This window comes from Yinghuangia sp. YIM S10712 (assembly GCF_051388935.1).
Lineage (GTDB): Bacteria > Actinomycetota > Actinomycetes > Streptomycetales > Streptomycetaceae > Yinghuangia.
Window position 1 is genome coordinate 19,274 of record NZ_JBPKBI010000022.1, and the last position, 20,159, is coordinate 39,432.

Consider the following 20,159-nt stretch of genomic DNA (forward strand, 5'->3'; position numbering starts at 1 on the left):
GACGGCACGAGCTACTCGCGCTCGGACGGCCCCGCAGCTTGCGCCGTTGTCGGCCGACCGCCAAACGGACCGCCTGCTCAGGCGCGGACCGCGCGGACCAAGGTGTCGATGGCCTCGCGGGGTTCGCCCTCGACGGTGACCGGGCGGCGGACTCGTTCGGCGCGGGTCACGTTCACGCCGGGAAGGGCTGCGGAGACCTTGTCCGGGGTGTGGAGGATCGACGGGTCCTGGGGTCCGCCGACGCCTTCGGTCAGGTTGGCCAGGTCGTGGCCGATCAGGAGGAAGGTGCCGCCGGGGGCGAGGGAGTGGGCGGCCTTGGCGAGGACGGACTGCATCTCGTCCTCGGGGAGGTGCAGGTAGGCGATCAGGACCAGGTCGTACGCCTCGGCCTTCGGGGTCCAGGTGACCAGGTCCGCGGTGATCCATTCGACACTCGCGCCTTGGGCGTCCGCGAGGAGTTTGCCCTTCGCGAGGGCTGCGGCGGAGAAGTCGACGGCGGTGACCTGCCAGCCCTGCTTGGCGAGCCAGATGGAGTTGCGGCCCTCGCCGGCGGCAAGGTCGAGGGCCCGGCCGGGTGGGAGGTCGCCGGTCTCCGCCGCGACGAAGCGGTTCGGTTCGGCAGACCACACCAGCTCTGTTCCGGCGTACCGCTCGTCCCATGCCTTCGCGTCCACGTGCGACCGCCTTTCCTCGTCGTGCGCTGTTGCCGCTACACCGATCCTGCCTCATGGCCCGCGACCGCCGAACGGTAGATCCGTTCCAGCTCGGCGCCCACCGCCTCGGGCGCGTACTTTTTGCGCGCCTCGACCGCGATCCGGTGCCGGTCGTACGCCTGCGGCGCCGCCGCGACCGCACGCAGGGCGTCCGCGAGCGCGGCGGTGTCCTCGGACGGGACGAGGTGACCGAGGTGCGGCTCCATGACCTCCCCGTGGCCGCCGACATCCGTGGTGATCACGGGCAGCCCGGCGCACCACGCCTCCAGGACCGCCACGGTCAGGTTCTCGGCGCGCGACGCGAGCACGAACGCGTCGGACACGCTCAGCAGCCGTGCGATCTCGGTCCGCGGTCGCCGCCCCGCGAAGGTGATCACGTCGGCGACGCGCAGACGGGCCGCCTGCTCCTCCAGCTTCGCGCGCTCGCGGCCGTCACCGACGATCGTCAGCCGCAGCCGCGGATCGTCCCGGGATGCGGCGGCGAAGGCGTCGATGAGCACGTCGAAGCCCTTCGCGGGTGCGAGACGGGCGACCGAAACGAACTCGACCGTGTCCCGGCCGGGGTCGAGCCGGGCAGCGTCGGGCAGGGCGAATCCGGACGCGTCGACAGGGTTGTGGATGACCTCGAAGTTACCCGTCAGGCCGTACGAACCGATCTTCTCCAAAAGCGAGTTGCACACCGTGATCACGGTCGCGGCGCCGGCGTACAGTTCGCGGGCCCGCTTGATGCCGAGTGGGCTCGGTGGCGGCTCGGTCCAGTGGCCCTGCCAGGACGTGTGGTGCTCGGTGACCACGTAGGGGACGCCCAACTCCCTTTTCATGGCCACGAGATAGTGCGCCCAGTAGAAATGCGCGTGGACGACGTCGACCGGTCCGTATCTGCCGGCGATGTACCGCACGGCCTGCCGGTATCTGCGGGCCATCATGGCGTGCGAAACGCGCCCGAAGATACGCGAGGGACGCCAGCTGAACGTCTTGATCTGGTAGTGCCGGGGATCGTCGGGGTCTTGGGCGAGATAGGGCGCTCCGGTGACCTGGGGCCACGTCAGCTCGTCGGTGTTCGACAGGCGTACGACCTCGGCCGCGTGCCCGGACGCCTTGACCCAGTCGTTCTCCCACGGCACGCCGGGGTACCCGACGATCACCACAACGCGCATGCGCTGGACTCCCCCCACGGGCCGGGGCTCCCCTCCCGGCCGCCGAGCGCCCATCCTGCCAGCAGGACACGGGCGGTGCCGAAAGTTCTCCGATCCCGCACCACGACGACTGGTCGTGGCGCGTCCCGCGCGCGGACATCCGGTCGTCAGTCGAAGTCGTAGACGGCGACCGGCACTCTGCGCTCCACGAGATTTCTGATGACCAGCGGCTCGACCATCTCCCAGCGCCCGCCCGCGAGTCCGCAGCCGATGCGGGGCATGTGGACGGAGGCTCCGAGTTCGAGGGCCCGGGTGGCAACGCCGCCGAGGGCCGTATCGATGGCGGGGTAGCGAACAGGCTTTCCCTGCCCGCCGGTTCGGATGCCGTGCTGGCCGATCATGTTGGCGACCCAGATATCGCGTTCGACCTGGACGAACTGCACGGCACCCAAGCCGAAGTCGTTGCGCGCTCGCTCACGGTGCCATTTCCGGTACGCCGCTTCGGGTTCCCGCCAGCGCCGCGACAGCGCGAGCACGAAGCCCTTGCCCCAACCACCCGCATCGTTGGACACATGGGCGATGACCTTGACGCCCTTTGCCTGCGGACTGGTGGCGTCGCCGCGTATGTACCTGATCCCGCCTGTCATCCCGGCGACGGTAGCGGGACGCGGTGACACCGACTGCTACCCGAAACGCGGCGCTCCTTGTTACCGTGCCTGCGGGGAACAGCCGCAGGGGGTGCGGCTGTTGGGGGATTCCGAGGAGCCGGGCCGATGCGGCGTCGAATCAGGGTTGTCCATGTCGTGTGGCGACTGAGCACCGGCGGCGGTATACCGCGGGTGAGCCGGCAGGTGCTCGCGGGGTTGGATCCGTCGCGATTCGACTGCCACGCCGTGACCGCACGCCCGGCTGTCGAGGAGGACGAACTCCATCTGCTCGGACCGAACGTGACGGTCCATCCGCTGGACTACGCGGGTCCGCCCGACAAAGTCCAGGAATTCCGCATCCCGCTCCGCTACGCCGCTGTCGTACGCAAACTGCGCCCCGACGTGATCCACGCACACAGTGGCACCGCCCGGCACGCGCTGCCCGCTGCGCTCGCCGTGCCGTCGGCCGGACGGGTCATGGAGGTGCACGAACCGCTGACCGGCGGACTGCACAGCGAGTGGACGAACCGGATCGAGCGGTCGATGATCACCCGGTCGCGGTTCCGACCGTTCGCGCACTCGTCACACGTCCGGGACTCGACGGCCGCGTTGCTCGGCCTGCGGCGCGCGGCAGTGCCACTCGTACCACTGGGGGTCGAGCCTCACGTCCCCGATCCCACGGCACGCGCGCGCCTGCGCGCCGAGTTGGGTCTGGCACCGGACGCGCGGCTGGTCGTGGGAGTCGGCCGCTCGGGTCAGAAGAACATCCCTTTGTTCTTCCGGGTGGCCGCGGCCGTGCTGGGGACAGTCGGGAAGACCGGGGTGGCGTTCGCGCTCGTCGGGCGTCAGCGGCCCGAGATCGCGGAACTGGTCGACGAGTTGGGAATCGGCGAGCACGTTCATCTGGTGCCGCCGCTGGCCCGGCTCCAGGACGCCTTCGACGCCGGCGACCTGTTCTTGTCGACGTCGGACTACGAGGGGTTCGGCATCGCCGTCGCCGAGGCCATGTGCGCCGGTCTGCCGGTCGTCGGCACGGCCGTCGGCGGAGTCAACGACGTGGTCGACAACGGCGTGACCGGCCGCTTGGTCGCGAAGGGCGACCGGGATGGACTGGCCGCCGCCGTAAGTGAGTTGGTCACCGACGACGGGCTGCGCACCGCCATGGGCACAGCCGCACGGGAACGTGCGCTGGCCCGCTTCACGCGGCAGAAGATGATCGACGGCTTCGCCGATGTCTACGAGAAAGCCGCAGCCGCCGCCCGTGTCGGCGTGGGCCGATAGGGTGACCCACCATGGCCGCACGACCACTACATGAGACCGTCGAGGCAGGCTGGGCCAAGGCTTTGGAGCCGGTCGCCGACAATATCGCGGCGATGGGCGACTTCCTGCGCCGCGAGATCGCGGAGGGCCGCAGCTATGTCCCGGCGGGCGCGAACATCCTGCGCGCGTTCCAACAGCCGTTCGACGATGTACGGGTACTCATCGTCGGACAGGACCCGTACCCGACACCGGGGCATGCGATCGGGCTGAGCTTCGCCGTCGCACCCGAGGTGCACCCGCTCCCGCCCAGCCTGATCAACATCTTCCGTGAGCTGACCACCGACCTCGGTCTCCCGATGCCGTCGAACGGCGACCTGACACCGTGGACGCGCCAAGGCGTGCTGCTGCTGAACCGCGCCCTCACCACCGCACCCCGCAAGCCCGGCGCCCACCGCGACAAGGGCTGGGAGCCGGTCACCGAGCAGGCGATACGCGCCCTTGTGGAGCGTGGCAAGCCGATGACCGCCATCCTGTGGGGTCGCGATGCCCGCAACCTGCGCCCGCTGCTGGGCAGTTCGGTGCCCGCGGTCGAGTCGGCTCATCCCAGCCCGATGTCGGCGAACGGCGGCTTCTTCGGCTCACGGCCGTTCAGCCGGACGAACTCGATGTTGCAGCAGATGGGGGCGGAACCGATCGACTGGCGGTTGCCCTGACGCGGTCGTACCGCACGAAGACCGCCCAGACCGCCACCGAGAACAACGCGAAGCCCGCCAGCAGCCCAAGTGCTCCCGCCGGCGACCGGGCCGCGCTTTGATCACAGGGCAGTTCCGAGTGATCGAGAAGCGATCTCGGTGCCGCCGAACACCCCGTCAGACCGGCGGCACCGTACGGCCTGTCCTCCCGCGCAGCGCGTGCCACGCGCCCAGCGCGCGGGCCTTCGTGCGGGCCGCCTTGCGGTCCTGGCGGGCCAGTGTGACGGCGGTGAATTTGGCCTGGCGTACCGCCCAGTGCCAGATCTCGGCGGCCGAGCGGTGTTCCAAGGCCATCGCCAGGTGGTTGCGGGACTGGTAGTAGAGCCGCCACGGCGGTGCCGACGCGGCCCCGACGTGCAGCGTCGCGACCAGCGGTTCGGGGAGGATGTAGACCGCCCAGCCGGCGCGGCGGGCGCGCACGCAGTACTCGATCTCCTCCCACATCATGAAGTACTCCGCCTTGGGCAGGCCGAGTTCGCGCACCGCGGCGGTGTTCACCAGGGCACCGGCGAAGATCAGCACATCGACGGGGTAGGGGCTGCCGTCCGGCGGCGGTTGGACGAGCGGCAGCCTGCGGTTGCGCCAGCCGGAGCCGAGCCGGGCGACGGCACCGGTGTCGTCGATCAACCATGACGCGAACATCGCGGTGCGGCGCGGCAGTTCCGGGAGGTGCCCGAGCAACGTGTCGAGTGCCTCGGGCAGCGGGTGATCGTCGTCGTTGAAGAGCCAGGCCCAGTGGTGTCCGTGCGCCTCGGCTGCCCGCAGCCCCGCCGCGAAGCCACCTGCGGCCCCGGTGTTCGCAGCGAGCGCGATGTGGGTGACGTCGGGGAACTCGGCGGCCAGCATGGCGGCGGTGCCGTCGGACGACGCGTTGTCGACGACGATCACCTCGTCGACCGGGCGCGTGGACTTCGCCAGTGCGGTCAACGTCTCGCGCAGCAGCGGGGCTCGGTTGTAGGTGACGAACACGGCTGCCACAGACGGCGGTTGGCGTGGCAGCTCACGAGCGGTCATGCCAAGCCCTCCCGGATCACGCGCGCCACGTACGGCCACCTCATCGTGCGGCGCAGTACGGCACCGTGGGCGTGAGCGCGCTTGCGGAGCTCGATGTAGTCGGTGTCGAGCCTGCGCAGTGCGCGCGTCAGTGCGTCGACGTCTCCCGGTTCGACGAGGAGTCCGGCGTCGGAAACGATCGTGCGCTGGTTGCCCACCGTCGTCCCGACGCACGGGAGTCCGCGGGTGAGTGCCTCGATGAGGGCGATGCCGAACGGCTCGCGGTGCGTGGGGATCACCACGGCATCCGCGGCCGCATAGATCTCGGGCATGCCTTCGTGCGGCACGCGCCCGACGGCGGTGACGCCGGGAGGGAGCGTGCCGGCCGGTCGGCTGCCGGCCAGCGTCAGGCGCCACGCGGGGTTCGTGGCGTGCAACCGTCCGAAGGCCTCGATCAGCTCGGGGCCGCCCTTGCGTTCCCATTCGACGCCGACGAACAGCAACGCGGGTGGCCCACCCGGCAGTTCCCGCTCCAGCGGCAGCGGCTCGGCGGGGACGTTGACTCCCGCGCCGACGACTTCGACCCGTTCCTCCGGTACGCCGTAGCGCCGCATCACAGCCTCCGCCGTGCTGTGGCCCATCGTGTAGACGCGGTGGGCCCCGGCGATCATGGCGCGTTCACGGGCGAGCCAACCGGGTGTGTATCGCGACCGGTGTTCGCCGCTGCCGCCTGCGGGGTCGTCCGGATCAGACGTCCCTTCGAGCCCGACGCGGTCGGTGTAGACGCCGTACCGCACTCCGCGCGGCGGCACGATCGCGGGCAGCGACTGCACGATCAGCAGGGGTGGTTGCGGTGACAGCAGCCCCTTGCGTGAGACGTGCCGCTGGACGGCCTTCGGCCATGCGAACGTCTTGGTCCACGGCGTCCCCGCGCCGGCGCGACGCGCTTCGGCGGTCGCGCGCAGCCGGGCACCGAGCAACCGGGGGTCGCGGGCGAGCGGCATCAGGTCGTACGCCGTGACATCGACCAACTCCCGCATCGCGCCGAGCAGTCCGGCGGCGGATCCGGAGAAGGATCCCGCGTGCAGGAACACGAGCCGGTCGCTCATGTGCCCCTCCGCTTCCCCGGGCGCAACGGCGGTCACGACTCCCACACGTGGTCGACGTAGACCGGGGCCGCCATGACCACGGCACGCGGCGGTGTGTCGAGGTCCGGGCCGGCGACGTCGAACTGGTGGACCGGGGCCCAGCCCATCAGGGGGTGGCCGTCGTTGTCGTAGATGCCCACCCACAGGGCGTAGCGTCCGCGTGGCAGCGGGAGTTGGCCGATGGTGCAGCGCACCTGGTTGCCGGCCCATCCGAGGAAGACGTCCCGTCGCGCGGTGAAGACGGGATTCGCGGTGCCTTCGGTGACGCCGATGTGCAGCACCGCGGGTCCGGTGCGCTCGGTGGCGAAGTCGAGGTCGACGACCATCGGGGCGCTCGTGGTGAGCCCGGGATTGTCGACGCCGCGCACGTCGCAGTACGTGACGTGGACGGGCTCGTCGGTCTTGACCCGCAGCCCGGTCTCCTCCTCGACGCTGTCTCGGTAGCCGCGCAGAGCCGCCCGGATCGGACCATCGGCGCGGATGTCGCCTTGTTCGAGCCAGACGCCTCGCGTGCAAATGGACTCCACGGCGGCGAGGTCGTGGGAGACGAGGACGAGCGTGGTGCCCTGTTCGAGGACCGCGCGCATGCGGTCGAGGCACTTCTGCTGGAACAGTGCGTCGCCGACTGCCAGCACCTCGTCCACGAGAAGGACTTCGGGTTCGAGGAACGCGGCGACGGCGAAGCCGAGGCGCATCTGCATACCGGACGAGTACCACTTGACCTGGCGGTCGATGGCGGTGCCGAGCTCGGCGAATTCCACGATGTCGTCGAACCGCCTGGCGACCTCGGCACGTTTGAGGCCGAGCAAAGAACCGTAGAGATAAGCGTTCTCACGGCCCGTCAGGTCGGGATGGATCCCGGCCCGGACCTCGATGAGCGCTCCGATGCGTCCGCGTACGTCGATCCTTCCGGCGTACGGGTACATCACCCCGGTCAGCATCTTGAGCAGCGTGGACTTCCCGGAGCCGTTGGAACCGATCAGTCCGACGGCCTCGCCCGGTTCGACGTGCAGGTTGATGTCCCGCAGGGCCCAGCGCCAGTCAGCGGCGTCGCGCCGGGTCACTTTGCGGACGATGCGGCCGAGGTTGTCGCGCAGCAGCATGCGGCGGCTGTCGGCGCGGAACCGCTTCCACAGGTGGGTGGCTTCGATGCTCCCGTCAGGCGACATCCGCGATCCCCGTTTCGAGTTTCTTGAAGATCCTGTAGCCGATCAGCAGCATCAGCGTCGCGGAGAGCGCGGCAACGCCGGTGAGCTGCCAGTCGGGCTGCTGTCCGTACAGCATCGTGCGCCGGTAGCCGTCGATGACCGCGGCGAGCGGATTGGCGGCGACGTAGGGCACCAGCCACTCCTTGGTGATCTGGTCGAGGCCGTAGGCGACCGGGGTGGCGAACATGCCCATCTGCATGAGCAGCGGGAGCATGTGCCGGATGTCCCGGAAGTAGACGACGGATGCCGACAGCAACAGCGCGGCGCCGAGCGCGACTTCGATTTGAATGACCAGGAAGATCGGTGCGATGTACGAGGTGCCGGCGGGTGCCTGGGTGTAGATGGCGAACAGCAGCACCAGCACGATCGCGGCGATCATCATGTCGAACAGCGCGACGATGATGGTCGCCAGCGGAAAGACTTCGCGCGGGCAGTAGACCTTGTTGAGCAGCGGACCGTTGGACACGATGGCGCTGGCGCCCTGCGTCACGGCCGCCATGAAGAAGGTCCAGCCGAGCAGGCCGACGTAGCTGAACAGCGGGTACGGCGCGCCGTGCGACTGCGCGATCTCGCTGACGTTGCCCACGCGTTGGAAAACGATCGTGAAGACGACCATGAGCATGACGGGTGTCAGGATCGCCCACGCGAAGCCGAGCACGGCCTGCTTGTAGCGGGCCCGCAGGTCGCGTTCGGCGAGCGTGCGCACCAACTCCCGTGCATGCCAGAGCTCTCGGATACCGCGCAGCAGCCCGACGCGTCGTTTGAAGCGCAGTTCGGGCGGCGGCCCCGCGGCCGGGTCGCGCGGCACGGCCACGACCGCGGGCACGCCGTACGCGCGTTCTTCTCGGCGGCCGTCCGCGCCGCCCGGCGCGTACTGAGCTGCCGGTGACGGCAGTTGCGCCTGCGCGCCGCTCGAATGCTGTTGTTGTGGCTGCCCGACGCCGCGGCCGGCGCTTGTCTGCCGCGCGCCCGAGCTCGGCGGCGCGGCGGCCTGCGGCCTCGGCGGCTGATGCGCCTTGCCGTTGATCCGGGTATACGGTCGCGCGCCTTCCCCACGCGCGCCGAAAGGTCCCCCCACAGCGTCCCCCACGGACTCCCCCTCCCTGGTCCGCCGTCAACTCTCGCACATGGCGCAGGGCCATGAACGCGAATCACTTCTTGTCCGATCCTCCCGATCCCCCGTACGCGGAGTTCCGGCGCCCCATGCCGAAATCCCCGTGCTCGGGCCCCTGTTGGCATACCGCATGGTGGTCACGCGCGGTCGGTCCTCCCCACCGGACCCGCGACCGCGTCCAGGAGATCCTGCCAGGCGTCCACGACGGATTGCATCGAGTACGTCGCCACACAGTGTTGGTGGGCCGCCTCCCCGTACGCCTCCCGGTCCGCGAGGACACGCCGGACGCCGTCCGCGACCGCGGCGGCGTCGCCGCGTGCGGCGAGCGCGCCGGTCGTGCCGTCGAGGACGACGTCGCGGACGAACCCCACGTCCGTCGCGACCGCCGGAATGCCCGACAGCCCGGCCTCGACCAACACCCCGGGGACGCCCTCGCTGTCGCTGGTGAGCAGCAGCACGTCGGCGGCCCGGTAGACCGGTCCGGCGTCGTCCACTGTTCCGAGGAACCGCACGCGTCCGGGGGCGAGTTCGGCGGCGAGGCCCGCGAGTCGGCCGCGGTGTGGGCCGTCCCCGGCGATGAGCAGCAGGCACCGGTCGTCACGCAGTCGCGCGAACGCCTCGATCGCGAGGTCGACCCGCTTCTCGGCACTGAGGGCCCCGACCGCGGCGATCACGATTGCGTCGTCGGCGACACCCAGTTCCTTGCGCGCGGCTGCCCGTGAGGCGGTGTCCACGCGGGGATAGGCGTCGGGGCGGCGCCCGTTCGGGATGGCCCGGACGCGCCCCGGGGACAGTCCGTACCGCTCGATGAGCAGGTCGCGCCCGACTCGAGACACCGAGGCCACCGCCGCCGCACGGCGGAGCAGCAGGCCGACCCGCAGGCGGCGCAGGCGCGTTGCGGCCCAGTGCCGGGGGTCGCCGATGTTCACATAGACGAAGGGTGTCCGCCCGAACGCGAGGGCCGCCGCGCAGGCCGGAAGCGTGGACGAGCCATGGGCGACGACGACGCGTGCGCGCCCGGCCTGTCCGCGCAGCGCCACGAGCGTGTCCGGGCTGAGGCGTCGCCTTCCGAGCGTCGGTATCGAGAGCCCAACGCCCGTCGTCGACACCGTGGTTGGTGAAGCCTCGGCGTCCGGGGCCAGCGCCGCGATCTCGGACGCGACGCCGCGTGACCGTAGTTCGCGGTGCAGGTCGTAGGCGAAGGTCTGGGCTCCCCGGCGCCGCGGATCGGTGACCACGTGCAGCACCCCGCCGCGGGGTGTTCGGGGCGATGAGCCGTGCATGGCACGCAGGTTGCCACACATCCATGCGTCCCGGGCCGTGCTCGCACGGGCACGGGAAGGAAATCGACTGTGCGGTGGCTCTTTCTTCCCCACAACCCGGCCGGGGCACCGCCGTGCTCGCTACGCTCCCTCACGTGGGGATCGCCGTATAGGGAGTGCGGCGGGTCGTACTCGGGGTGGTGCCAGGTCTCCGGCAGGGGCTCTGGGCGATATATGGGGGTAGTGCCCGTGCACGTGTTGCACGTGATCGACAGTGTCGATCGGGCCGGGGGGGCCGAGCAGGCGTTGGCGGTGACGGCCGCGCATCTCATCCGTCGCGGTGTCGAGCTCGACGTCGCGTACCTGCTGGACGTGGACGGTTTTCAGGCCGAGTTGAGCGAAGCGGGCGTCGGGCTGTTCGGTGTCCACCGCGGCTCGCGTGCCGGCACGGTCGCCGGACTGCGGCGGGTCATCCGCGACCGGGCGCCCGACCTCGTGCACACCACGTTGTTCGAGGCTGATGTGGCGGGGCGTGCGGCGGCAGTGTCGTGCCGTGTACCGGTCGTGTCGAGCCTGGTCAACTCGGCTTACGGCACGGAGCAGTTCGCGTCGCCGACGCTGCGGCCGTGGAAGCTGCGCGCGGCACAGGCACTCGACGCGGCGACCGCGCGGGGGGTGCGCCGTTTCCATGCGTTGACCGACCACGTCGCCGAGGTGATGGCCCGTCGGCTCGCGGTACGGCGCTCCCGCATCGAGGTGGTCCCGCGCGGCCGGGATCCCGAACTCCTGGCCCGGGCAACAAAACAGCGCGATTCGGTGCGTGCGGAGCTGGGGCTGGGCAGCGGCACCCCGGTCCTGTTGGCCGCCGCTCGGCAGGAGTATCAGAAGGGACTCGACGTCCTGATCGAGGCGTTCGGCACGGTGCGCGGCAGCGTTCCCGAGGCCGTGCTGCTGCTCGCGGGCCCGCCCGGGACCCAGACCGAGCGCCTGCGTGCCGCCGCCGGCGCGGTGGGCGGCGAGGACGCGGTCCGGTTCCTCGGAGAGCGCCGGGATGTCCCCGAACTCATGGGTGCCGCCGATGTGTTCGTGCTGTCGTCGCGGTGGGAGGGCCTGGGCAGCGTGGTCATCGAAGCCATGGGCTGCGGAACTCCCGTAGTGGCCACGAGCCTTCCGCCGGTACGCGAGATCGTCGGGTCGGCGGAGTGCGCGACGCTCGTGCCGCCCGAGGACGCCGCCGCACTGGCCGACGCGCTGATCGACGCCCTCACCGACCGTGCGTCGGCCGAGGACAAGGCGGCCGCCGCGTCCGCGCGTTTCATGGACACGTTCACCGTCGACCGGGTCTGCGACCGCATGGTCGACTTCTACGCACGCGCCCTGGCCGGCAGCCGCACGTGACCGCCGAGCCGTTGCCCCCCAGGGGAACGTACTTCCGAAACCTCCACAGTTCCGGCACAAGCGAGCAGGCCCGAGAACCGTTCGCTCAACTACGGTTGATCCGCCGAGTGAACGTGTGGTGCCCGTCCGCTCACGCCATGACCACAGTCCGGAGGGGGACCGGTGGAGACCTCTAGCTACTTCTCCGTCTTGCAGCGCCGCTGGAAACTGGTGGTGGCATGCCTGGCGGTGGGCTTGGTCGCCGGGTTCATGCTCACCCCCGACAATCCCAAGTCGCTGGGCGACGACTGGTCCAGCACGATCTCCGTCGTGCGTGCCCCGGAGACCGACAAGGAATTTCCGCTCATCCAGGTCCAGTTCGTCTCCGACGGCGGCGACGTGGCAAAGGAAGTCGCCACGCAACTGGGCAAGGAGGCCTCACTCGTCGCCGCCCAGGTGACCACCGGCGTCGACAGCGAGGCCGGCGTCTTCTGGGTCACCGCCGAGGGTCCGACGCGCGCGGAGACCGAACTCCTGGCGCGTGCCTGGGCGGAAACCACCAAGGACATCTTCGGGGCCAAGCAGCGCGCGCAATACCAGCAGCGCGCCGACGACCTCAAGCCTCAGCTCGACCAGCTCCGGGCCGAGGTCGACCGGTTGGGCAAGGCGGTCGACGCGCTTCCGCCCGCGCAACGGGCCACGAGCGTCGAGCAGTCCGACCTCACGATCAAGAAGGCGTCGTACGAGGCGTTGGCCGCGCAGGTCGAGAAGTGGTCGCAGCCTTTCAACGACCCGCGGGTGGTCGTCCAGGACAACCTGCGCAGCTCCGCCGACGCGGCGACGAGCATTCTCGCGCCCACGTCGCGGCCGCTGCGCATCACGCTCGCCGGTCTGCTGGGCCTGGCGCTCGGCCTGGTCGCGGCGCTGATGGTCGACCGCATGGACATGCGCCTGCGCGGCCGGCTCCAGGTCGAGGACGCGTTCGGGATGCCGGTGATCGCCGAGGTGCCGCGCGCGTCGCGGCGGATGCGTGCCGGCCACGCGGTCCTGGTCGCGGCCCGGCCGGGGAGCCCCGTGGCGGAGGCGTACCGGTCGCTGCGATCGGCGCTGTTGTTGTCCGGGCCCCCAGGGCTGGCGTTCCGGCTGGGTGAGACGGCCCCGCGCCCCGGCCGGACTTCGTCGCTTCCGGCGCGCCGCTTCACCGACCCGGCGCCGGTGATCCTCGTCGTCTCGCCTCGGCCGGGTGACGGGCGTACCAGCACGGTCGCGAACCTGGCGGCGGCGCTCGCCGAGGCCGGCCGGTCGGTGCTCGTGCTGGACTGCGACTTCCGCAACCCGGAGGCGCACTTGTACCTCGGTGCCAAGCCCGGCACCGGATTGTCGGAACTCCTGTTGTCGGAGCGGGAGACCGACCTCGTGCACGTGATCCGGGCCACCGAGGTCCCGAACGTCCGGATGATCACCGGTGGCGCGCCCACGAGTTACCCCGCAGCGCTGCTCCTGCGGGTCGGCGAGGTGATCGCACGCGCCCGGCATCACGCGGACGTCGTGCTGCTGGACAGCGCGCCGCTGCTGTTCGCGAACGACACCAACGATCTCGTGCAGCACTCCGACGCGATGCTGGTGGTGACCCGCAGCGGCAACCTGACCCCCGATCAGGCCTCTCGTGTGTCCGAGTTGCTGACGCGTACCGGCGTACCGGTCGCGGGCATCGCCCTCATCGGCACCGACCCGTCGACGGTCGGGGTGCGCGGCGGGCGCGGGCGCGGGCTCGCCTCGCTGTCCGTGCCGGGCACCGGCCTGGTGATGCGCGGCCGATCGGGATCCGCCTCGGAGGCCGAGGACAACGGTGAACGCACCGCGCCGAGTTGGGCGCAGCGCGGCATCGACGACGTGCCGAACGGCAACGGGGCGTCGGCGGCCCTGGAGGCCGGGAGCACTGTGCCCGATCCCGAATCGCTGGTGCGCACTGCCGAGTTGCGCACGGTGAGCGTTCCGCCCGCCGGGGAGGGCCACTCCGGCAGCCGCGGCCCGGGGTCCGACGGCGACGACCTGTTCGACGCGACGAAGAGCGGCTTCGGCGGCGGGCTCCTCGGCGACGAGTCGGACGAGCCCGGGCACTTCGGCCCGCACGACGACGGCCGCGGGCCGTTCGGGCGCCCCGACACCGAGGACCGCCCGTGACCGGGCACGCGACCATGCCGCCGTCCTCCACGCGGAAGACGCACGTGCTGTGGCTCACCAAGGGCCTCGGCCGCGGCGGCGCCGAACAGTTGCTGGTCAACTGTGCCCGGCACGTCGACCGGACGCGCTTCGAGGTCGAGGTGGCGTACGTCCTGCCGTGGAAGGACGCCCTCGTACCCGCCCTGCGGGAGGCAGGGGTGACCGTACACTGCCTCGGCGACCGCTCCCGCCCGGCGGCCGACCCGCGCCACCCCGAGGCGGTGGCGCCCGCCGACCGCACCTGGCCGCTGCGGCTGCGCCGCCTGGTGACCGCGCGCGAGTACGACATCGTGCACACGCACATGCCCGTCCCGGCCGTCGCCGCACGTGTGTTGGCCGCCCGGCGGGTGACGCTGGTCCACACCGAGCACAACTTGTGGCACCGCTATCGCACCCCGACCCGGCTCGCGAACGCGTGGACGTACCGCCGCAACTCCGCCGTGATCGCGGTGTCGCACGCCGTCGCCGGCACCATCACCCCCACACGGCTGCCGCGCCCCCGGGCGGGGTTCGAGCCGCTGCGCGTCATCCACCACGGGCCCGATCTGGGCGGCGTCGTCCCGGGCGCGGGTGCCCGGGAACGGGCACGACGACTGCTCGACCTGGACCCGGACTCATACACCTGCGGTGTGGTCGCGAACTTCACCGCGAAGAAGGACCACGCGGGGCTCCTGGAGGCCCATGCGCTGCTGCGCCGCACCGAACCGGGCGCGCGCCTGGTGCTGGTCGGACTCGGCCCGCTGGAGGCGGAGTTGAGAGAGCGGGCGGCGCGTCCCGACCTGGCCGGATCGGTGGTGTTCACCGGGTCGCGCGGCGATGTCCCCGAACTCCTGCCCGCATTCGACGTGTTCGCGCTCGGCTCGCGGCAGGAGGGCCTGCCGGTCGCGCTGATGGAGGCGATGGCCACCGGGCTGCCGGTCGTGGTCACGGACGTCGGGGGGATGCCGGAGATCGTGACTGACGGCGTGGAAGGCCGCGTCGTACCCTCGGGGGACCCCGCCGCACTCGCGGCGGCCCTCGCGCAGGCGGCGGATCCGGCGCGGCGCAGGGCTTGGGGCAAGGCGGCGAGGCTGCGTTCGGAGACGTTCGACGTCGCGGGCGCCCAGTCGCGCATCGAGGACGTGTACCGGGAGGTATTGGCACGATGACCAGCCGATACGAAGGCGACGTCCTGGTGAGAGAGTTGGCGAAGGACGACGAGCCGGCGGTGCTGGACCTGCTGGGCGCGGCCCTCGCGGGTGGCCCGACGGGAGAGCGCACGCAGGAGTTCTTCGACTGGAAGCACCACGACAACCCGTTCGGTGCCAGCCCGGGTCTGGTCGCCGAGTCGCCGAACGGGGCGATCGTCGCGGTACGCCTGTTCCTGCGCTGGGAGTTCGTCCACCAGGGCGAGACCGTCCGGGCGGTGCGTGCGGTCGACACCGCGACGCACCCGTTGTGGCAGGGCCGCGGCCTGTTCACCGAACTCACCCGTGACCTGCTCGAACGGGTCGCGGACGACACAGACCTGGTGTTCAACACGCCCAACGCCAGCAGCCTGCCGGGATACCTCAAGTTGGGCTGGCGCGAGGTGGGCAAGGTCCCGATCGCGCTGCATCCCATCCGGCCACTGGCGTTCGCGAAGGGCCTGCGCGAACTGCGTTCGGGCGAAGCGGAGAAGGCACCCACGTCGACCGACTTCGCGCGCACGCGAGGGCGCGGCGCGGTGAGCAGCTCGTACGCGTCCGGGTCCTCCTCGACCGCTCCGCTGCCCGACATCTCCGAGCTGCCCCGCGCGACCGCGGACGACTCGGCGATCCGCTGCCGGTTCCCGACGGTCCGCCAGTTCTTCGCGGACCCGGCGGCCCGCAACGGCCTGGAGGAGCTGATCGGCGACGCCGACTCGGCGGACGCCGCGCTGTGGCCGGACCGGCTGCGCACCCCTTTGACCGAGGCCTACCTGCGCTGGCGCTACGAGGCCGCGCCGGGCCTCGACTACCGGGTGATCGCGGCGTACCGGCAGGGCACGCTCGACGGCGTGGCGTTCGGACGGCCGCGCATGCGGGGGCCTTTGGCGGAGTTCACGCTGTCGCAGTTGCTGATTCGGCCCGGCGACCGGATGACCGCGCGCCGGCTGCTGTCCGCCGCCGGGCTGTCCGGGTGCGACCACGTCGCGACGCACCTGACACCCGGATCGGACGCGTCGCGGGCCGCGCGGTACGCCGGCTACGCGACGCCGCCGCGCACCGGAATGCTCATGGTGGCCCGGCCGTTGCGCCCGCTGCCTGCCGGACTCGACCCCCTGACACTGAACTCCTGGCATCTGGCACTGGGTGACCTGGAGGTCTTTTGAGCGGCACCGCGCTGCCGCGGTTCCGCCGTCCGCGGATCCCGTGGGGCGGCATCGTCGCGACCGGGCTGGTCGGCGCCTATGTCGCGGTGTTCGCGTGGTCGATGGAGAACCGCGCGTATGACATGTGGGGCGCGCTCATCGTCTTTCCGCTCCTGCTGACGCTGAGCATTCCGATCCTTGAGCGGCTGACCCGCGACGACGACCCGTGGTTCCAGAAAATCGTGATGTGGGCGCTGGTCGCGAAGCTGGCGGCCTGCTTCGCGCGGTACTGGATGTCGTTTCACCTGTACGGCGGCAATGCGGACGCGGCGATGTACGACATGGAGGGCCGCGAGCTCGCGGTGCTGTTCCGCGATGGTGACTTCACCGTGGATATCGGCCGCAAAGTCATCGGCACCGGATTCATCATCATTCTGACCGGGATCGTCTACGCGTTCGTCGGCCAGTCGATTATTTCCGGTTACCTGGTGTATTCCTGGATCGGCTTCTGGGGCCTTTATCTGTGCTGGCGGGCGTTCACGATCGCCTATCCGGACGGTGACCGCAAACGCTATTCGAAGCTGGTGTTCTTTCTCCCCTCGCTGCTGTTCTGGCCGTCGGGGATCGGCAAGGACACGTGGATGCTGTTCACGCTGGGGCTGTGCGCGTACGGCTGCGCGCTGCTTCTCGTGCGGCGGCGCGGCGCGTACGTGTTCCTGCTGCTGGGGATGACCGGCACGACGATGGTCCGGCCGCACGTGACGGTGCTGGTCATGTGCGGTCTGCTCGTCGGCTATCTGCTGCGGACCAGACCCCGGCAGGTGTCCGCGCTCGGGCCCATTCGGGCCGCGGTGGGGGCGGTGGTGCTGGGTGCGGGCGCGGTGGTCGCGCTGAAGCAGGTCGGCAGGTTCTTCGGCACCAGCGATCTGAGCGCGGCGTCGGCGACCGAGGTGGTCAACCGCACGCAGACCCTCACGTCGCAGGGCGGCTCGGCACAGCAGACCGTCGAGCAGTCGAGCGTGATCTCTCCGGCGCATCTGCCGCAGTCGCTGATGACGGTGCTGTTCCGGCCGTTTCCGTTCGAGGTGCACAACATGCAGGCGCTGCTGGCGTCACTCGAAGGCGTGCTGCTGCTCGGTCTGGTGGTGGTGTCGCTGGCCAGGCTGCGGCGGTTGCCGGCGCTGCTGGTCAGACGGCCGTATCTGGCGTTCGCACTGGTGTACGTGCTGGTGTTCGCGATGGCGTTCGCCAACATCAAGAACTTCGGGATCCTGACCCGGGAGCGGGTCCAGGTCTTCCCGTTCGTGCTCGTCCTGCTGGCCATCCCCAAACCCCGGGAAGGGGCGTCGCCGAACGGGTCGAAGAGCCGGCGCCCCGGCAAGGATCCGGGAAGGCCCCGAAGGCAGGCAGCGGGCGTTTCGGCAACGACCGGTTCGGCCGGGGCCGCGGTCCCGGCCGCAGGGAGGGGGGATCCGCGATGGCGGTGACGGAAGGTGTGCCGGGCCTGGCCCGGGAGGCGACGGTCCCGGCGGCGCTCGGGGGGACGCCGGCGTTCCCGGAGGGCCTGCCGCTGACGCGCGTGCAGGTCCCGGACCGCGAGGAGTTGGCGCGGCGGTTCGAAGCGATCCTGGACAGCGGCCAGTTGACCAACGGCGCCACGGTCCGCGAACTGGAGGAAACCGCCGCGGCGCTGCTGGACGTCCCGCACGTGGTGGCGGTGTCGAGTTGCACCAGCGGCCTGATGCTCGCCCTCCAGGCGCTGGGCGTCGCGAAACACCGCGTGGTGATGCCGAGCTTCACCTTCTCCGCGACCGCGCACGCGGCCCACTGGGCGGGCGGCGAGCCGGTCTTCGCCGAGATCACCCCCGACACGCTGACCCTGGATCCGGCTTCGGCGTCGGCGGCGATCGACGCCGCGCGGTTTCCGCCCGAGCGGCAGGCCCGGGCGCTGATGGCGACCCACGTGTACGGCACGCCGTGCGACGTGGAGGAGTTGCAGGCCGCCGCCGACGAGCGAGGCGTGCCGCTGCTGTACGACGCCGCACACGCGTTCGGCAGCCGCCGGGGCGGGGTGCCCGTCGGCGGCTTCGGCGCCGCCGAGGTCTTCAGCCTGAGCCCGACCAAGGTCGTCGTGGCCGCCGAGGGGGGCCTGGTGGCCACCCGCGACGCGGCGCTCGCCGAGCAGATCCGCCTCGGGCGCGGCTACGGCAACCCGGGCGACTACGACTGCGTCTTCCCCGGCCTGAACGCGCGGATGTCCGAACTGCACGCCGCGCTGGCACTGGTGTCGTTGCGCACGCTGCCCGAGCGCGTCGCACACCGCGGCGAACTGGCGGCGGCGTTCGCGGCCCGGATCGCGGGCCTGCCCGGCGTACGCCTCCCGGCGCTCGCCGAGGGCGACACGTCGACGTGGAAGGACCTGACCCTGATCGTCGACCCGTCCTTGTTCGGCTGCGACGTCCCGAAGCTCGCGGACGCGCTGCGCGCCGAGGGCATCGACTCGCGCCGCTACTTCCACCCGGCGGTGCACACACAGAAGGCGTACACCCGTGAGGGTGACGCGCCGCGGCTCCCGGTGACGGAGGAAATGGCCGAGCGGGTGCTGACGGTGCCGTTGTGGTCGCACATGGACGAGGCGACCGTGCTGCGGGTCGCGGACGCGGTCGTGCGCATCCGAGAACACGCGGCCAAGCTGTGAAGGCCTGACGCGCGAGGGACGAAAGGTGCCGCGGGACGGCCCTTTCGTCCCTCGCTCTCGGTCCTGCCGCCGCCGGCTCACCAACCTCGGTGCGCGAGCGCGTACGTCCGTCCGGCCAGGTCCGCGATACGGCACTCCCCCGCGTCCGGGACCGCCGTGTGGACGCGGTCGACGGCGGCGTGCCGGTACTCGGCCGGGATGCCGTCCGTGCCGCCCAGCACCCCCGCGACGGACCCGGTCACCGCGGCGTCGACGGGCGTGTCCCAACCGCCCTCGACGGTCAGCGCGACGCTGCGGCCCCAGTCGTCCTCACCCCACAGCAGACCGGCGGCGATCAGGCAGGAGTTGCCGACCGCGTGGTGTTCGCCGAAGTGGCCGTACGCGCGCCGCACATCGCCCACGACCACGGCCCACGAGCGTCGGCGCGCGTGTGCGACCAGCACTTCGCACAGCGCCTCGAACAGACGGGAGCGCACGGGGATGTGCCGCAGCGAGACGGAGACGGCCTCGGCGGCGTCGCGTGCGGTGAACGCGGCCGAGGTGAGCGCGGCGATCCACATCGCGCCGTACAGGCCGCTGGCGACATGCGACAGCTGCGCGTCCTTGCGGGCGAGCCGCGCCGCGCGCCGGGGGTCGCCGGGGGCGACGTAGCCGTACAGGTCGGCGCGCGGCAGCGCGTCGTCGGCCTCCTGGAACGACTCGGGCCCGACCGCCGCGCCGGCCCCCCACGGCGGCACGGCACCGTCGACCAACATGCGGTACGCGGCCTGCTCCGCCCCGCCCGGCCGCAGGAACGGCAGGGCCAGCAGCCACAGGGAACCCATCTGCTCATGGGTGAACCCCGGCCCGTACGTCTCCAGCATGCGCAGCGTCAGCACCGCCCGGTCGACGGTGTCGCGGCGATCGCGCAGGTCGGGGAGTTCGCCGGGGTGGTCGGGCAGGTGCGCGGCGGCGCAGCGGCCGAGCCAGCCGCCCTGGATGCGGTCGAGGAGGATGTCATCGGGCGGGGGCGGATCCGGCGGCCCGGCGGGCGGCAGCCCCGCGTCGATTGCGGCGTCGTCGACAGGTCTCGGTTCTGCTCGTTCACGTCGCACGGCGTCCCTCCCCTTCGGGTGGCGTCATGTGTGACCGGCTGACTCGGGATATCGCTCGGGGACATCGCGCGGGTCTCGCTCGGGTTGTCGCGGCGCAGGTGGCCATCATGCGCCGACGGACGCGTTATGGCCACACCTCGTCGCACACCAGTACGCCAAACCCCCAATCGGATGGAAATCCACCCATGCCACCCGCCATAAGTTACGTGCAGGTTGCATGGAC

At 71.2% G+C, this 20,159-nt stretch carries 17 protein-coding genes; 8 read left to right on the forward strand and 9 right to left on the reverse strand.

The window, feature by feature from the left end; translation table 11 throughout:
- Positions 1 to 77 precede the first annotated feature (77 nt).
- From ACRX5W_RS29030 to ACRX5W_RS29040, 3 genes are all read right to left on the reverse strand, one after another.
- The gene (locus tag ACRX5W_RS29030; protein ID WP_436791327.1) at positions 78 to 674 is read right to left on the reverse strand and encodes a class I SAM-dependent methyltransferase; all 597 of its coding nucleotides are present in this window, start codon (positions 672 to 674) and stop codon (positions 78 to 80) included.
- A 35-nt stretch (positions 675 to 709) separates the two neighbouring features.
- On the reverse strand, positions 710 to 1,870 hold the full coding sequence (locus ACRX5W_RS29035; protein ID WP_436791328.1) for a glycosyltransferase family 4 protein: 1,161 nt from the start codon (positions 1,868 to 1,870) through the stop codon (positions 710 to 712).
- A gap of 146 nt (positions 1,871 to 2,016) precedes the next feature.
- Positions 2,017 to 2,496: an Appr-1-p processing protein gene (locus tag ACRX5W_RS29040; protein WP_436791329.1), complete on the reverse strand. Its 480-nt coding sequence runs from the start codon at positions 2,494 to 2,496 to the stop codon at positions 2,017 to 2,019.
- Positions 2,497 to 2,622: 126 nt separating this feature from the next.
- On the opposite strand from ACRX5W_RS29040, the gene ACRX5W_RS29045 reads away from it, so the two are divergent.
- Together ACRX5W_RS29045 and ACRX5W_RS29050 are read left to right on the forward strand one after the other, a co-directional pair.
- Positions 2,623 to 3,777 (forward strand): glycosyltransferase family 4 protein, encoded by a 1,155-nt coding sequence (locus tag ACRX5W_RS29045; RefSeq protein ID WP_436791330.1) that lies wholly within the window; start codon positions 2,623 to 2,625, stop codon positions 3,775 to 3,777.
- Between the two features lie 11 nt (positions 3,778 to 3,788).
- Positions 3,789 to 4,469, forward strand: a complete 681-nt coding sequence (locus ACRX5W_RS29050) for a uracil-DNA glycosylase (RefSeq protein ID WP_436791331.1) — start codon at positions 3,789 to 3,791, stop codon at positions 4,467 to 4,469.
- Positions 4,470 to 4,625: 156 nt separating this feature from the next.
- Here the strand turns inward: ACRX5W_RS29050 and ACRX5W_RS29055 are convergent, their stop codons facing one another.
- The 5 genes from ACRX5W_RS29055 to ACRX5W_RS29075 form a co-directional block, all read right to left on the reverse strand.
- On the reverse strand, positions 4,626 to 5,522 hold the full coding sequence (locus tag ACRX5W_RS29055; RefSeq protein WP_436791332.1) for a glycosyltransferase: 897 nt from the start codon (positions 5,520 to 5,522) through the stop codon (positions 4,626 to 4,628).
- Positions 5,519 to 6,610: a glycosyltransferase family 4 protein gene (locus ACRX5W_RS29060; protein ID WP_436791333.1), complete on the reverse strand. Its 1,092-nt coding sequence runs from the start codon at positions 6,608 to 6,610 to the stop codon at positions 5,519 to 5,521. Before ACRX5W_RS29060 ends, ACRX5W_RS29055 begins: the two co-directional genes overlap by 4 nt.
- 32 nt (positions 6,611 to 6,642) lie before the next feature.
- Positions 6,643 to 7,818 (reverse strand): ABC transporter ATP-binding protein, encoded by a 1,176-nt coding sequence (locus ACRX5W_RS29065; protein WP_436791334.1) that lies wholly within the window; start codon positions 7,816 to 7,818, stop codon positions 6,643 to 6,645.
- The gene (locus ACRX5W_RS29070; RefSeq protein ID WP_436791335.1) at positions 7,808 to 8,947 is read right to left on the reverse strand and encodes an ABC transporter permease; all 1,140 of its coding nucleotides are present in this window, start codon (positions 8,945 to 8,947) and stop codon (positions 7,808 to 7,810) included. The genes ACRX5W_RS29065 and ACRX5W_RS29070 overlap by 11 nt, the downstream gene beginning before the upstream one ends.
- Before the next feature lie 161 nt (positions 8,948 to 9,108).
- A complete protein-coding gene (locus tag ACRX5W_RS29075; protein WP_436791336.1) occupies positions 9,109 to 10,254 on the reverse strand; it encodes a glycosyltransferase family 4 protein in 1,146 nt (381 codons plus the stop codon).
- Between the two features lie 228 nt (positions 10,255 to 10,482).
- Here ACRX5W_RS29075 and ACRX5W_RS29080 point away from each other — a divergent pair, with 228 nt between their 5' ends.
- From ACRX5W_RS29080 to ACRX5W_RS29105, 6 genes are all read left to right on the forward strand, one after another.
- Entirely contained in the window at positions 10,483 to 11,631 is a 1,149-nt protein-coding gene (locus tag ACRX5W_RS29080; RefSeq protein WP_436791337.1) for a glycosyltransferase, read from the forward strand.
- Positions 11,632 to 11,793: 162 nt separating this feature from the next.
- Positions 11,794 to 13,794 carry an AAA family ATPase gene (locus tag ACRX5W_RS29085; RefSeq protein ID WP_436791338.1) on the forward strand — a complete coding sequence of 667 codons (2,001 nt, stop codon included), beginning with the start codon at positions 11,794 to 11,796 and terminating at the stop codon, positions 13,792 to 13,794.
- A complete protein-coding gene (locus ACRX5W_RS29090) occupies positions 13,791 to 14,981 on the forward strand; it encodes a glycosyltransferase (protein WP_436791339.1) in 1,191 nt (396 codons plus the stop codon). Before ACRX5W_RS29085 ends, ACRX5W_RS29090 begins: the two co-directional genes overlap by 4 nt.
- Complete coding sequence (locus ACRX5W_RS29095) at positions 14,978 to 16,165, forward strand: GNAT family N-acetyltransferase (RefSeq protein ID WP_436791340.1); 1,188 nt, start codon at positions 14,978 to 14,980, stop codon at positions 16,163 to 16,165. Before ACRX5W_RS29090 ends, ACRX5W_RS29095 begins: the two co-directional genes overlap by 4 nt.
- Positions 16,166 to 16,266: 101 nt before the next feature.
- Positions 16,267 to 17,631, forward strand: a complete 1,365-nt coding sequence (locus ACRX5W_RS29100) for a hypothetical protein (protein ID WP_436791341.1) — start codon at positions 16,267 to 16,269, stop codon at positions 17,629 to 17,631.
- Positions 17,622 to 18,842: a DegT/DnrJ/EryC1/StrS family aminotransferase gene (locus ACRX5W_RS29105; protein WP_436791342.1), complete on the forward strand. Its 1,221-nt coding sequence runs from the start codon at positions 17,622 to 17,624 to the stop codon at positions 18,840 to 18,842. The genes ACRX5W_RS29100 and ACRX5W_RS29105 overlap by 10 nt, the downstream gene beginning before the upstream one ends.
- A gap of 77 nt (positions 18,843 to 18,919) precedes the next feature.
- Here ACRX5W_RS29105 and ACRX5W_RS29110 read toward each other — a convergent pair whose 3' ends face one another.
- On the reverse strand, positions 18,920 to 19,936 hold the full coding sequence (locus tag ACRX5W_RS29110; protein ID WP_436791343.1) for an ADP-ribosylglycohydrolase family protein: 1,017 nt from the start codon (positions 19,934 to 19,936) through the stop codon (positions 18,920 to 18,922).
- Between the last annotated feature and the right edge of the window lie 223 nt (positions 19,937 to 20,159).